A 13,468-nucleotide genomic window follows, 5' to 3' on the forward strand; every position below is an offset into this window, starting at 1 on the left:
AACATGAACCGCAGTGAGCTGGTGGCCGCGCTGGCCGACCGCGCCGAGGTGACCCGCAAGGACGCCGACGCCGTGCTGGCCGCGTTCGCCGAGGTCGTCGGCGACATCGTCTCCAAGGGCGACGAGAAGGTCACCATCCCCGGCTTCCTGACCTTCGAGCGCACTCACCGTGCCGCTCGTACCGCGCGCAACCCGCAGACCGGTGAGCCCATCAACATCCCGGCCGGCTTCAGCGTGAAGGTCTCCGCGGGCTCGAAGCTCAAGGAAGCGGCCAAGGGTAAGTGATCTTGCCTGCTCTGTGCCGACGGGACGGCGTAGGGCTGTAAGACGCTGATGGGGCGGCACCCGGTCTTCCGGGTGCCGCCCCATCGTGGTTGTGCTCAAGGACCGGCGTCAGCCGAGCGCCTTGCCGGGCAGTTCGACCTTGGCGCCCAGTTCCATCAGCTTCTCCATGAAGTTCTCGTAGCCGCGGTTGATCAGTTCGATGCCGTGGACCCGGGAGGTGCCCTCGGCCGCGAGGGCCGCGATGAGGTACGAGAAGCCGCCGCGCAGGTCGGGGATGACCAGGTCGGCACCCTGCAGCTTGGTCGGTCCCGAGACGACCGCGGAGTGCAGGAAGTTGCGCTGGCCGAAGCGGCAGTCGGAGCCGCCCAGGCACTCGCGGTAGAGCTGGATGTGCGCGCCCATCTGGTTGAGCGCGGAGGTGAAGCCGAGCCGGGACTCGTACACCGTCTCGTGGATGATCGACAGGCCCGTGGCCTGCGTCAGGGCCACCACCAGCGGCTGCTGCCAGTCGGTCTGGAAACCGGGGTGCACGTCCGTCTCGAGGGCGATGGACTTCAGCTGGCCGCCGGGGTGCCAGAAGCGGATGCCCTCGTCGTCGATCTCGAAGGCACCGCCCACCTTCCGGTAGGTGTTCAGGAACGTCATCATCGAGCGCTGCTGGGCGCCGCGGACGTAGATGTTGCCGTTGGTCGCCAGCGCCGCGGAGGCCCAGGACGCGGCTTCCAGGCGGTCCGGGAGGGCCGCGTGGGTGTAGCCGCCGAGCTGGTCCACACCGGTGATGCGGATCGTCCGGTCGGTGTCCATCGCGATGATCGCGCCCATCTTCTGCAGAACGCAGATCAGGTCCTCGATCTCCGGCTCGACGGCCGCGTTGGACAACTCCGTGACGCCCTCGGCCAGTACGGCCGTCAGCAGCACCTGCTCGGTCGCGCCGACGGACGGGTACGGCAGCCGGATCTTCGTACCGCGCAGCCGCTGCGGCGCCTCCAGGTACTGGCCGTCCGCGCGCTTCTCGATGGTCGCGCCGAACTGCCGCAGCACGTCGAAGTGGAAGTCGATGGGCCGGCCGCCGATGTCGCAGCCGCCGAGGCCCGGGATGAAGGCGTGGCCGAGACGGTGCAGCAGCGGACCGCAGAAGAGGATCGGGATACGGCTGGAACCCGCGTGGGCATCGATGTCAGCGACGTTCGCGCTCTCCACATGGGTCGGGTCGAGCACCAGCTCACCGGGCTCCTCACCCGGACGGACCGTCACCCCGTGCAACTGGAGCAGGCCGCGTACGACGCGCACGTCACGGATGTCCGGAACGTTGCGCAGTCGACTCGGCGCGCTGCCCAGCAGGGCGGCGACCATGGCCTTCGGTACGAGGTTCTTCGCACCGCGGACACGGATCTCGCCCTCCAGCGGGGTTCCGCCGTGGACAAGCAGGACATCGTCGTTGACGGTCATGTATCTCGCGTTCCGATGAGTCGGGCAGGGGTCGGCCGATCACTTAGCGCGGGGGCCGGAGAGACAGGGTAATCGCCGATCACCCCCCTGCCGTAAGCCCAGGGACAACCCAGCCACGTCATAGCTGTGTCACAACACGAACCGTTCCCAATCGGGCACATGGGGTCACCGCCGAGGCGGCGTGCGCCGGGGCCGCCCCCATACGCCCGCCCGTCTCCCGCCACCACCCTCAAACGAGGCCCTGCCGGGCCCCACCACCCCATTCAAGCTGCGTTCACTCCCACACCCCGATTGCCTCCCCACACCAGGGGAAGATGCGGGATCATGTCTGGCATGACCGAGGTGTCCTCGCTCACAGGGCGGCTGCTCGTGGCCACGCCCGCCCTGGCGGACCCGAACTTCGACCGCGCGGTGGTGCTCCTTCTCGACCACGACGAGGAGGGCTCCCTGGGTGTCGTCCTCAATCGCCCCACCCCGGTGGTCGTGGGCGACATCCTGGAGGGCTGGGCCGCTCTCGCGGGCGAGCCCGGTGTGGTCTTCCAGGGCGGACCCGTCTCGCTGGACTCGGCGCTCGGCGTCGCGGTCATCCCGGGCGGTGCGAACGGCGACCGCGCCCCGCTCGGCTGGCGGCGGGTGCACGGCGCGATCGGCCTGGTCGACCTGGAGGCCCCGCCGGAGCTGCTCGCCTCGGCCCTCGGCTCGCTGAGAATCTTCGCCGGGTACGCCGGCTGGGGCCCCGGCCAGCTGGAGGACGAGCTGGTGGAGGGTGCCTGGTACGTCGTCGAGTCGGAGCCGGGCGACGTGTCCTCGCCGGCCCCGGAGCGACTGTGGCGCGAAGTGCTGCGCCGTCAGCGCAACGAGCTGGCGATGGTGGCCACGTATCCGGACGACCCGTCGCTCAACTGATGCGTGTGAGCTTCAGTACCCTTGCTGATATGAGCACTCTTGAGCCCGAGCGCGGGACTGGTACGGGGACCCTCGTAGAGCCGACGCCACAGGTGTCCCACGGCGACGGCGACCACGAGCGCTTCGCCCACTACGTCCAGAAGGACAAGATCATGGCGAGCGCCCTCGACGGTACCCCCGTCGTGGCGCTGTGCGGCAAGGTGTGGGTGCCGGGCCGCGACCCGAAGAAGTACCCCGTGTGTCCCATGTGCAAGGAGATCTACGAGTCCATGGGCAGCGGCGGCGACGACAAGGGCGGCGACAAGGGCGGCAACAAGTAAGGGTCCCCCTGCCGGTCTGAACACCGCGAGGCCCCCGGGACGCGTCGAGACGCGTCCCGGGGGCCTTTGTGCTTTCTGGTCACAGAGTGGTTGAGACCTCTTGTCGGCATGTTCATGTTGTCCATAGCCTCCATGGTGTTGTGCAGAGCGAAACAGTCATTGCACATGTTGCAACGCACTACTTCCGGAGGAACGCTCCATGAAGCTGTCCGCCCCACTCGCCGCACTGCTCACCCTCGTCGTCGCCACCGCCTGCGCCCCGCAGTCCTCCTCCAACTCCGCCTCCGACCGGGACGAGAAGACCGGCACCCTGCGGGTCTGGCTCTTCCAGGAGGTCGGCAACGAGCCGAAGAAGAAGGCCGTCGACACGGTCGTCGCCGCCTTCCGCAAGGCGCACAAGGACACCAAGGTCGACGTCGAGTACATCCCGGTCGAGACCCGCGCCCAGCGCGTCAAGGCCGCCTTCAACGACCCCGCGTCCGCGCCCGACGTCATCGAGTACGGCAACACCGACACCGCCGGCTACGTCCACGACGGCGGACTTCTCGACGTCACCCGGGAGTTCTCCGCCTGGAGCGAGGCGAAGAACACCGACTCGACCGCCCGGCAGTCGGTCACGGTGGCCGGAAAGGTCTACGGCGCCCCCTTCTACGTCGGCGTCCGCGCCCTGTACTACCGCACCGACGTCTTCCGGGAACTCGGCCTGAAACCGCCGAAGTCCCTGGCCGAGCTGGCCACCACGGCCCGTACGATCCGCGCCGCGAAGCCCGACCTGTACGGCCTGGTCGTCGGCGGTGCCTACACCTACGGCGCCATGCCCTTCATCTGGGCCAACGGCGGCGACCTGGCCACCGGCAAGGGCGGCTCGTACGCCTCCGCGCTCGACAGCGCCGCGGCCCGCGCGGGCATCAAGGCCTACACCTCGCTGTTCTCCGACGCCAACTGTCCCGCCGCCAAGTGCGCGGGCATGGGCGGCAACGACACGGTGACCGCGTTCGCCGCGGGCAAGGCGGGGATGGCGATCGGCGGCGACTTCAGCCACGCGGCCGTGGAGGCCGGGAAGGTGAAGGGCAAGTACGCGGTCGTACCGCTGCCGGGTGTCGCCTCCGGCTCGATCGCCCCGGCGTTCGCGGGCGGCAACAACATCGGCGTCCTGAAGAGCACCACCCACCGCACGCTCGCCGTGGACCTCATGGAGCGGCTGGCGTCCAAGAAGACGCAGGCCGCCCTGTTCGACGCGATGGGCTTCCTGCCGACCTTCACGGACGTCCGCGACCAGGCGGCGGCCCGGCAGCCCTTCGTGAAGCCGTTCGTGACCACGCTGGCGTCCGGCACGAAGTTCGTCCCCGCATCGCCCGCCTGGTCGCAGATCGACTCCTCGCTGGTGCTGCCGACGATGTTCCAGGAAGTCATCAGCGGCAAGAAGAGCGTGGATGCGGCCGCGAAGGAGGCCGCGGCGAAGATGAACGACGCGTTCGGCTCGGCCGGATGAGCAGCATGCGCCACCGAGCTCCCTGGACTCCCTGGCTGTATCTGACACCCGCCCTTGTCGTCCTCGGCGGACTGCTCCTCTACCCCGTCTACCAGCTCGGCCTGATCTCCCTCTTCCGGTACACCCAGGCTCAGGTCAGCGGGGGCGAACCGACCGCCTTCCGGGGGTTCGGGAACTACGCCGACCTGTTCTCCGACGGGCAGTTCTGGCAGGTGCTGCTGGCCACCGTGGTGTTCGCCGCGGCCTGCGTCGGCTCCACCCTCGCCGTCGGCTGTGCGCTCGCCGTGCTGCTCACGCGGGTGCGTGCCGTACCGCGGCTGGCGTTGATGCTGGCCGCGCTGGGGGCATGGGCGACCCCCGCGGTCACCGGCTCCACGGTGTGGCTGCTCCTCTTCGACCCCGACTTCGGCCCGGTGAACCGGATCCTCGGGCTCGGCGACCACTCGTGGACGTACGGGCGCTACAGCGCCTTCCTGCTCGTCCTGCTCGAAGTGGTCTGGTGCTCCTTCCCGTTCGTGATGGTGACGGTCTACGCCGGGATCCGCGCCGTACCGTCCGAGGTGCTGGAGGCCGCGGCCCTGGACGGCGCCTCGCAGTGGCGGATCTGGCGGTCGGTGCTCGCGCCGATGCTCCGGCCGATCCTCACCGTCGTCACCATCCAGTCGGTCATCTGGGACTTCAAGGTCTTCACGCAGATCTACGTCATGACGGGCGGCGGCGGCATCGCGGGCCAGAACCTGGTGCTGAACGTGTACGCCTATCAGAAGGCGTTCGCGTCCTCCCAGTACGGCCTCGGCTCGGCGATCGGCGTGGTGACGCTGCTGATCCTGCTCGTCGTGACGCTGGTGTACCTGCGGCTGCTGCGCCGGGAGGGGGAGGAGCTGTGAATCTTCTTCGGGTGCGTGTGCAGCGGCCGTGGCGGTTGGCGGCAGAGGCCGTGGCCCTGCTGATCGCGGCCGCCGTCGCCTTCCCGCTGTACTGGATGGTGCTGAGCGCCTTCGAACCGGCCGGAGAGATCGCATCCGACCGGCCCCGGCCGTGGACGCTCTCGCCGTCCCTCGAGTCCTTCCGACGGGTCTTCGGACAGCAGGAATTCGGCCGTTACTTCGCCAACAGCGTGGTGGTGGCGGGCAGTGTGGTGATCGTCTCCGCGGTGATCGCGTTTCTCGCCGCGACCGCCGTCGCGCGATTCCGTTTCCGCTTCCGGACCACCTTGCTGATCATGTTTCTGGTGGCCCAGATGGTGCCCGTGGAAGCCCTCACCATCCCCCTGTTCTTCCTCATGCGGGACTTCGGGCAGCTGAACACGCTCGGTGCGCTGATCCTGCCCCACATCGCCTTCTCGCTGCCCTTCGCGATCTGGATGCTGAGGGGGTTCGTGAAAGCCGTGCCGGAAGCGCTGGAGGAGGCCGCGTACCTGGACGGGGCGAGCCGCGGGAGATTCCTGTGGCAGATCCTTTTCCCGCTCGTCCTCCCCGGCCTGGTGGCCACGAGCGTGTTTTCCTTCATCTCGGCCTGGAACGACTTCCTGTTCGCCAAGTCCTTCATCATCAGCGACACCTCCCGGTCGACCCTGCCGATGGCCCTGCTGGTGTTCTTCAAGCCGGACGAGCCGGACTGGGGCGGGGTCATGGCCGCGTCCACGGTGATGACGATTCCGGTGCTGGTCTTCTTCGTACTCGTACAGCGACGTCTGGTCTCGGGGCTGGGCGGAGCGGTAAAGGACTGACGTGACTGACATGGTGGATCTGATTCCGGCTCCGGCGCGCTGTTCCTGGAACGCCGCCGGGTACACGAGCCTCGACCGCGATACGGCCCTGGAGGCGCGGGCCGGCACGGAGGGCGTCGCGCGCTGGCTGCGCACCACGGTCGGTGCCGCGACCGGCCTGCCCTTTCCGGAGGCGGGCGACGGTGCCAACCGCCTCGTGCTGAGCATCGAACCCGACCTGCCCCCGGAGGGCTACCGCCTGGTCAACGACGACGGCCCGTACCGCATCCAGGGCGGCAGCGCGGCCGGTGTCTTCTGGGGGGCCCAGACCTTCCGGCAACTGCTCGGCCCCGACGCGTTCCGCCGGGCGCCGGTGCGGCCGGGGCAGGACTGGGACCTGCCGCAGATCACCGTCGAGGATTCCCCCCGTTTCCGCTGGCGCGGCCTCATGCTCGACGTCGCCCGGCACTTCATGCCCAAGGAAGGCGTCCTGCGCTACCTGGACCTGATGGCCGCGCACAAACTCAACGTCTTCCACTTCCACCTGACGGACGACCAGGGCTGGCGGATCGAGATCCGGCGCCACCCCAGGCTGACCGAGGTCGCCTCCTGGCGGGCGCGGACGAAATTCGGACACCGGGCCTCGCCGCTGTGGGAGGAGAAGCCGCACGGGGGTTACTACACCCAGGACGACATCCGGGAGATCGTCGCCTACGCCGCCGAGCGGCATATCACCGTCGTCCCGGAAATCGACGTACCGGGCCACTCGCAGGCCGCCATCGCCGCGTATCCGGAACTGGGCAACACCGACGTCATCGACACAACCGCCCTGACCGTGTGGGACACCTGGGGGATCTCGTCCAACGTACTCGCCCCCACTGACACCACCCTGCGCTTCTACGAGGAGGTGTTCGAGGAAGTCCTGGAGCTGTTCCCCTCGGAGTTCATTCACGTCGGCGGCGACGAATGCCGCAAGGAGCAGTGGAGCGAGTCGGTGACGGCCAAGACCCGCATCACGGAACTCGGGCTCGCCGACGAGGACGAGTTGCAGTCCTGGTTCATCGGGCACTTCGACAAGTGGCTCACCGCGCGCGGGCGTCGGCTCATCGGCTGGGACGAGATCCTGGAGGGCGGACTGGCGCCGGGAGCGGCGGTGTCCTCCTGGCGCGGCTACGGGGGCGGCGTCGCGGCCGCGCGCGCGGGGCACGACGTCGTCATGTGCCCGGAACAGTACGTCTACCTGGACCACCGGCAGGCCCCGGGCGAGGACGAGCCCGTGCCGATCGGATTCGTGCGCACCCTGGAGGACGTCTACCGGTTCGAGCCCGTTCCGTCCCAGCTCAGCGAGGCGGAGGCCCGGCACGTGCTGGGCACCCAGGCCAACGTCTGGACCGAGGTGATGGAGGACACCGCGCGCGTGGACTACCAGACCTTCCCCAGGCTGGCCGCCTTCGCCGAGGTCGCCTGGAGCCGGCTGCCCGCGCCGCAGGAACGGGACTTCGCGGACTTCGAGCGCCGTATGGCCGCCCACTACGGGCAGCTTGACGCCCTCGGCGTCGCCTACCGGCCGCCCACCGGGCCCCGGCCGTGGCAGCGGCGCCCCGGTGTGCTCGGGCGGCCGCTGGAGGGACCGCCTCCGAACAGATAACGGAAAAACCTCGACAGGATCGCCGAAGAGAGGCAATAAGTACGCACCGGTGATGCCGTGCAAAACGGACCATCTCGCTGGTGAGGTGGGCGAATGCCTCCTAGCGGACCCCCGCGTTCGGGCCTTGCGAAGATGTGCCAGAGTTGCCACGTCCGCCCTGTGAGCACGTACCGTACGGCCACACAGGTGGGACCAGGTGGGGCAGCGGGAAGGGGCAGCCGGTTTGACCACGCACGCACCGCAGGCGGAGCAGGCCGTCACGCTGCCCACGACACTGGACGAGGCTGTGGCGGCCCTCGCGGCCATGCCCACGGCCGTCCCCGTGGCGGGCGGCACCGACCTGATGGCCGCCGTCAACTCCGGTCAGCTCAGGCCCGCCGCCCTGGTGGGCCTCGGCCGGATCAGCGAGATCCGCGGCTGGCAGTACCAGGACGGCCACGCGCTGCTCGGCGCGGGCCTCACACACGCGCGGATGGGCCGCCCCGACTTCGCGGCCCTGATCCCGGCGCTCGCCGCCGCCGCGCGCGCCGCGGGCCCGCCGCACATCCGCAACGCGGGCACCCTGGGCGGCAACATCGCCTCGGCCGCCCCCACCGGGGACGCGCTGCCGGTGCTGGCCGCCCTGGAGGCGACGCTGATCATCGCGGGGCCGGGCGGAGCCCGCCGGGAGATCCCGGTGTCGCACCTGCTGGCCGGCGTGGAGATGCTGCGCGGCGGCGAACTCATCGGCTACGTGCGCGTGCCGCTGCTGCACGCCCCGCAGGTCTTCCTGAAGGCGACCGGACGCACCGGCCCGGGCCGCGCGGTGGCCTCCGTGGCCCTGGTGCTCGACCCGGCCCGGCGCGGGGTGCGGTGTGCCGTCGGTGCCATAGCGCCGATGCCGCTCAGGCCCCTGGAGGCCGAGCAGTGGGTCGCCGGGCTCATCGACTGGGACAACGACCGCGCACTCGTCCCGGAGGCCCTGAGCGCCTTCGGGGAGTACGTCGCCGCGGCCTGCATCCCCGACCCCGCCCCGGAGCCGGACGGTTCCGTGGTCCCGCTTCCGCCCGCCGTACTGCACCTGCGGCGCACCGTCGCCGCGCTGGCCCGACGAGCACTGGGGAGGGCGCTGTCGTGACCGACGACCAGCACGGAGAGGGCACGCCCCAGGGTGGCGGCCGCTGGAATCCGCTGCCCCAGGGCGACTACGACGACGGCGCCACCGCCTTCGTCAAGCTCCCCGAGGGCGGCATCGACGCCCTGCTGTCCGGTGACAGCCCCCTGGCCGCGCCCGGCCACGGCTATGTGCCGCCGCAGATAACGGCGACCCACGAGGCGAGCGACCCGACCGCCACCGGCACCTGGGCCGTGCCCGCCGACGGTCACCAGTGGCCCGACCCGAACGCCGTGCCCCAGGAGCAGGCGGCGGACGACCGGTTCACGTACCACCCGGCCGCCACCCAGCAGTGGACCTTCGAGGAGCCCGCGGCCCCGGCCGCGCCCGGGCACGACGTCACCGGGCAGTGGTCCATCCCGGTCGCCGGCGGGGATATCCCGGACGAATCGGGCGAGTTCACCACTTCCTCGCTGGTCGAGCAGTGGGGCGGCACCCCGCCGGCCACCCTGCCCGGCGGCGCGCCCGCGCCCTGGGCGACGGAGTCCGCGGGCCGGCCCTGGGGACAGCCGGAGCCCGGCGCCGAACCCCACGCGGCCGACGCGTCCCCGGCGCCGGAGTACGCCCCCACGGCGCCGTACGCCCCCACGGCACCCGCACAGACCCCTGAGAGCCCCGCTGACGGCCCGGCGCAGCACAGTGAGCCCACGGCCCGGGCGGCCGCGCAGGAGGCCGCGGAAACGCCGGACACGGCCGACACCGCGCCGGACGCCGTCGGCACGCCGGAGGACGGCGAGGCCGTAGAGCCTGTCGAGCCCGCGGCGCAGGCCCCGGACCCCGAGGGCCAGGCGGACCCGGCGGCCGCCGAGCAGGACGCCCCCGAGGACCCCGCCCAGGCCGCCCAAGGACCGAACGACGACCACCCCCTCGCCTCCTACGTCCTGCGCGTCAACGGGGCCGAACGGCCCGTCACCGACGCCTGGATCGGCGAGTCCCTGCTGTACGTCCTCAGGGAGCGGCTCGGCCTCGCCGGGGCCAAGGACGGCTGCTCGCAGGGCGAGTGCGGCGCCTGCAACGTGCAGGTGGACGGGCGCCTGGTGGCCTCCTGCCTGGTCCCGGCGGTCACCGCGGCCGGTGCCGAGGTCCGTACCGTCGAGGGCCTGGCCGTCGACGGGCAGCCCTCCGACGTGCAGCGGGCGCTCGCCCGGTGCGGTGCCGTGCAGTGCGGATTCTGCGTGCCGGGCATGGCGATGACCGTGCACGACCTGCTGGAGGGCAACCCGGCGCCGACCGAGCTGGAGACCCGGCAAGCCCTGTGCGGCAACCTGTGCCGCTGCTCCGGCTACCGGGGCGTCCTGGACGCCGTCAAGGAGGTCGTCGCCGAACGCGAGGCGCACGCCGCCGGCGACGTTGAGACGGACGGGGACGAGGCACGTATTCCGCACCAGGCGGGCCCGGGCTCCGGCGGCGTCAACCCGTCGGCGTTCGAGGCACATGGTCTCTTCGACAGCCCCGGCACCTTCGGTACACCGGGACCGCACGATCAGCAGTACGGCCAGGACGGAGGCCAGGGGTGAGCAACGAAGCCGCCACCGCGACCACCGCGGCGGAAGCGGCCCCGGCCGCCGAGCCGCTGCCGCACGGCCTCGGCGCCTCGCTTCCGCACGCCGACGCCCGCGCCAAGACCGAGGGCACCTTCCCGTACGCGGCCGACCTGTGGGCCGAGGGCCTGCTGTGGGCGGCCGTCCTGCGCTCCCCGCACGCACACGCGCGCATCGTGTCCATCGACACCACCCACGCGCGCGAGATGCCCGGCGTACGGGCCGTCATCACCCACGAGGACGTGCCGGGGACCCCGCGCCACGGCCGGGGCACCCCCGACCGCCCGGTGTTCGCCGCCGAGGTCGTGCGCCACCACGGCGAGCCCATCGCGGCCGTCGCCGCCGACCACCCGGACACCGCCCGGATGGCCGCCGCCGCCGTCATCGTCGAGTACGAGGTACTCGACCCGGTCACCGACCCGGAGCAGGCCTTCGAGGCCGAACCCCTGCACCCCGACGGCAACCTGATCCGGCACATCCCGCTGCGCCACGGCGACCCGGACGCGGTCGGCGAGGTCGTCGTCGAGGGCCTGTACCGCATCGGCCGCCAGGACCCGGCCCCCATCGGCGCCGAGGCCGGTCTCGCGGTGCCGCGCCCCGACGGCGGCGTGGAGCTGTACCTGGCCTCCACCGACCCGCACTCCGACCGCAACACCGCCGCGGCCTGCTACGGCCTGTCCCCCGATCGGGTGAAGATCGTCGTCACCGGGGTGCCCGGCGCCACCGCCGACCGCGAGGACCAGGGCTTCCAGCTCCCGCTCGGCCTGCTCGCCCTCAAGACCGGCTGCCCGGTGAAGCTCACGGCCACCCGCGAGGAGTCCTTCCTCGGCCACGCCCACCGCCACCCGACCCTGCTGCGCTACCGCCACCACGCCGACGCCGACGGCAGGCTGGTGAAGGTCGAGGCGCAGATCCTCCTCGACGCGGGCCCTTACGCCGACACCTCCGCCGAGTCCCTCGCCGCCGCCGTCTCCTTCGCCTGCGGCCCCTACGTCGTCCCGAACGCCTTCATCGAGGGCTGGGCCGTACGCACCAACAACCCGCCCTCCGGCCATGTGCGCGGCGAGGGTGCCATGCAGGTGTGCGCCGCCTACGAGGCGCAGATGGACAAGCTCGCGAAGAAACTCGGCCAGGACCCGGCCGAGCTGCGCCTGCGCAACGCGCTCGCGACCGGCGACGTCCTGCCGATCGGCCAGACGGTCACCTGCCCGGCGCCGGTGGCCGAACTCCTCCAGGCGGTCCGCGACTTCCCCCTCCCCGCCCTGCCCAAGGACACGCCCGAGGAGGAGTGGCTGCTGCCCGGCGGCCCCGAGGGCGCGGGCGAACCGGGCGCGGTGCGCCGGGGCGTCGGCTACGGCCTGGGCATGGTGCACATGCTCGGCGCGGAGGGCGCCGACGAGGTCTCCACGGCGACCGTGAAGGTCCACGACGGCGTCGCGACCGTGCTGTGCGCGGCCGTGGAGACGGGCCAGGGCTTCACCACCCTCGCCCGCCAGATCGTCCAGGACACGCTCGGCATCGACGAGGTGCACGTGGCACCGGTCGACACCGACCAGCCCCCGGCGGGCGCGGGCTGCCGCGGCCGCCACACCTGGGTCTCCGGCGGCGCGGTGGAACGCGCGGCCAGGATGGTCCGGACCCAACTGCTGCAGCCCCTGGCGCACAAGTTCGGCATGTCGACGGAGCTGCTCCAGATCACCGACGGCAAGATCACCTCGTACGACGGCGTGCTCTCGACGACCGTCACCGAGGCCCTGGACGGCAAGGAGCTGTGGGCCACCGCCCAGTGCCGCCCGCACCCCACCGAGCCGCTGAACGCCGAGGGCCAGGGCGACGCCTTCGTCGGCCTCGCCTTCTGCGCGATCCGCGCGGTGGTGGACGTGGACATCGAACTCGGCTCGGTCCGGGTGGTCGAGCTGGCGGTCGCCCAGGACGTGGGCCGGGTGCTGAACCCGGCGCAGCTGGTCTCGCGCATCGAGGCGGGCGTCACCCAGGGCGTGGGCATCGCGCTGACGGAGAACCTCCGCACCCCGCGCGGCCTGATCCGGCACCCCGACCTCACGGGGTACGCGCTCCCCACCGCCCTGGACGCGCCGGACATCCGGATCGTGAAGCTGGTCGAGGAACGGGACGTGGTCGCCCCCTTCGGCGCCAAGTCGGTCAGCGCGGTCCCGGTGGTGACGTCACCGGCGGCCATCGCCTCGGCCGTCCGCGCGGCCACCGGCCGCCCGGTCAACCGCCTCCCGATCCGCCCGCAGGCCGCGGTGGTGACACCGCAGTGACCACGCCTCCCGAGGAACAGCGCTACGAACCCCCGCCCGGCGTGGGCAAGTTGTTCCTGTGGATCCTGCTGTTCGCCGTGGCGGCACTGGCGGTCGTCCTGGGCGGCATCTACTTCACATGAGGGACGGGGTCGTCGTCATCACCGGGGTGATGGCGTCCGGCAAATCGACGGTCGCGCAGCTCCTGGCCGAGAGGCTCCCGCGCGCGGCACACGTCCGGGGCGACGCGTTCCGCCGCATGATCGTCTCGGGCAGGCGCGAGTACGCCCCCGGAGCCGGCTCCGACGACGAGGCGACGGCCCAACTCCATCTGCGCCACCGGCTGTCGGCGGCCGCGGCGGACTCGTACGCGGAGGCGGGTTTCACGGCCGTCGTCCAGGACGTCCTGCTGGGCGAGCGGTTGACGACGTACACCGGCCTGATCCGCACCCGCCCGCTGTACGTGGTCGTCCTGGCGCCCCGCCCCGAGGCGGTGGCGACACGCGAAGCCGGGCGCCCGAAGACCGGCTACGGCGCATGGACGCCGGTGGCCCTGGACGAGGAACTGCGCCTGCGCACCCCGCGCATCGGCCTGTGGCTGGACAGCTCGGAGTGGACCCCGGCGGAGACCGTGGACGCGATCCTGGCCGGCACGGAACGCGCGAGGCTCGCCTGACGTCCTTAATCCAAGGGCGTTGTCAGTGG

General features: G+C 71.5%; 13 protein-coding genes. 12 read left to right on the forward strand and 1 reads right to left on the reverse strand.

The features are described 5' to 3' along the window. Positions 1 to 3: 3 nt before the first annotated feature. Positions 4 to 285 carry an HU family DNA-binding protein gene (locus BEK98_RS18920; protein ID WP_018549700.1) on the forward strand — a complete coding sequence of 94 codons (282 nt, stop codon included), beginning with the start codon at positions 4 to 6 and terminating at the stop codon, positions 283 to 285. A gap of 108 nt (positions 286 to 393) precedes the next feature. Here the strand turns inward: BEK98_RS18920 and murA are convergent, their stop codons facing one another. Next, positions 394 to 1,734, reverse strand: a complete 1,341-nt coding sequence (gene murA, locus BEK98_RS18925) for a UDP-N-acetylglucosamine 1-carboxyvinyltransferase (RefSeq protein WP_094217755.1) — start codon at positions 1,732 to 1,734, stop codon at positions 394 to 396. A 333-nt stretch (positions 1,735 to 2,067) separates the two neighbouring features. Between murA and BEK98_RS18930 the strand changes: the two genes are divergently transcribed. The 11 genes from BEK98_RS18930 to BEK98_RS18975 all read left to right on the forward strand — a co-directional run bounded on the left by BEK98_RS18930 (position 2,068) and on the right by BEK98_RS18975 (position 13,439). Next, positions 2,068 to 2,640 carry a YqgE/AlgH family protein gene (locus BEK98_RS18930; protein WP_094217756.1) on the forward strand — a complete coding sequence of 191 codons (573 nt, stop codon included), beginning with the start codon at positions 2,068 to 2,070 and terminating at the stop codon, positions 2,638 to 2,640. A 29-nt stretch (positions 2,641 to 2,669) separates the two neighbouring features. Then, positions 2,670 to 2,960: a DUF3039 domain-containing protein gene (locus BEK98_RS18935; RefSeq protein ID WP_094217757.1), complete on the forward strand. Its 291-nt coding sequence runs from the start codon at positions 2,670 to 2,672 to the stop codon at positions 2,958 to 2,960. 199 nt (positions 2,961 to 3,159) lie between these two features. After that, positions 3,160 to 4,452, forward strand: coding sequence for an extracellular solute-binding protein (locus tag BEK98_RS18940; RefSeq protein WP_094217758.1), 1,293 nt, complete (start codon positions 3,160 to 3,162; stop codon positions 4,450 to 4,452). Beyond that, complete coding sequence (locus tag BEK98_RS18945; protein WP_094217759.1) at positions 4,449 to 5,339, forward strand: carbohydrate ABC transporter permease; 891 nt, start codon at positions 4,449 to 4,451, stop codon at positions 5,337 to 5,339. The genes BEK98_RS18940 and BEK98_RS18945 overlap by 4 nt, the downstream gene beginning before the upstream one ends. Then, complete coding sequence (locus BEK98_RS18950; protein WP_094217760.1) at positions 5,336 to 6,181, forward strand: carbohydrate ABC transporter permease; 846 nt, start codon at positions 5,336 to 5,338, stop codon at positions 6,179 to 6,181. Before BEK98_RS18945 ends, BEK98_RS18950 begins: the two co-directional genes overlap by 4 nt. Positions 6,182 to 6,191: 10 nt before the next feature. Then, complete coding sequence (locus tag BEK98_RS18955; protein ID WP_094217761.1) at positions 6,192 to 7,808, forward strand: beta-N-acetylhexosaminidase; 1,617 nt, start codon at positions 6,192 to 6,194, stop codon at positions 7,806 to 7,808. A gap of 223 nt (positions 7,809 to 8,031) precedes the next feature. Next, a complete protein-coding gene (locus BEK98_RS18960; RefSeq protein WP_094217762.1) occupies positions 8,032 to 8,925 on the forward strand; it encodes an FAD binding domain-containing protein in 894 nt (297 codons plus the stop codon). Continuing rightward, positions 8,922 to 10,478, forward strand: a complete 1,557-nt coding sequence (locus BEK98_RS18965) for a 2Fe-2S iron-sulfur cluster-binding protein (protein ID WP_094217763.1) — start codon at positions 8,922 to 8,924, stop codon at positions 10,476 to 10,478. The genes BEK98_RS18960 and BEK98_RS18965 overlap by 4 nt, the downstream gene beginning before the upstream one ends. Continuing rightward, on the forward strand, positions 10,475 to 12,784 hold the full coding sequence (locus tag BEK98_RS18970; RefSeq protein ID WP_094217764.1) for a xanthine dehydrogenase family protein molybdopterin-binding subunit: 2,310 nt from the start codon (positions 10,475 to 10,477) through the stop codon (positions 12,782 to 12,784). Before BEK98_RS18965 ends, BEK98_RS18970 begins: the two co-directional genes overlap by 4 nt. Continuing rightward, positions 12,781 to 12,906, forward strand: coding sequence for a hypothetical protein (locus tag BEK98_RS50875; protein ID WP_279635469.1), 126 nt, complete (start codon positions 12,781 to 12,783; stop codon positions 12,904 to 12,906). Before BEK98_RS18970 ends, BEK98_RS50875 begins: the two co-directional genes overlap by 4 nt. After that, positions 12,903 to 13,439: an AAA family ATPase gene (locus tag BEK98_RS18975; RefSeq protein WP_094217765.1), complete on the forward strand. Its 537-nt coding sequence runs from the start codon at positions 12,903 to 12,905 to the stop codon at positions 13,437 to 13,439. Before BEK98_RS50875 ends, BEK98_RS18975 begins: the two co-directional genes overlap by 4 nt. Positions 13,440 to 13,468: the final 29 nt, after the last annotated feature.

Origin of the sequence: Streptomyces diastatochromogenes (assembly GCF_002242805.1) — a bacterium.
Lineage (GTDB): Bacteria > Actinomycetota > Actinomycetes > Streptomycetales > Streptomycetaceae > Streptomyces > Streptomyces diastatochromogenes.

Excerpts from the sequence above, each read along its gene's own strand:
- BEK98_RS18930 (WP_094217756.1), top strand. The coding sequence starts at position 2,068 with ATGACCGAGGTGTCCTCGCTCACAGGGCGGCTGCTCGTGGCCACGCCC.
- BEK98_RS18955 (WP_094217761.1), top strand. The coding sequence starts at position 6,192 with ATGGTGGATCTGATTCCGGCTCCGGCGCGCTGTTCCTGGAACGCCGCC.
- murA (WP_094217755.1), bottom strand. The coding sequence starts at position 1,734 with ATGACCGTCAACGACGATGTCCTGCTTGTCCACGGCGGAACCCCGCTG.
- BEK98_RS18945 (WP_094217759.1), top strand. The coding sequence starts at position 4,449 with ATGAGCAGCATGCGCCACCGAGCTCCCTGGACTCCCTGGCTGTATCTG.
- BEK98_RS18940 (WP_094217758.1), top strand. The coding sequence starts at position 3,160 with ATGAAGCTGTCCGCCCCACTCGCCGCACTGCTCACCCTCGTCGTCGCC.
- BEK98_RS18935 (WP_094217757.1), top strand. The coding sequence starts at position 2,670 with ATGAGCACTCTTGAGCCCGAGCGCGGGACTGGTACGGGGACCCTCGTA.
- BEK98_RS18975 (WP_094217765.1), top strand. The coding sequence starts at position 12,903 with ATGAGGGACGGGGTCGTCGTCATCACCGGGGTGATGGCGTCCGGCAAA.
- BEK98_RS18920 (WP_018549700.1), top strand. The coding sequence starts at position 4 with ATGAACCGCAGTGAGCTGGTGGCCGCGCTGGCCGACCGCGCCGAGGTG.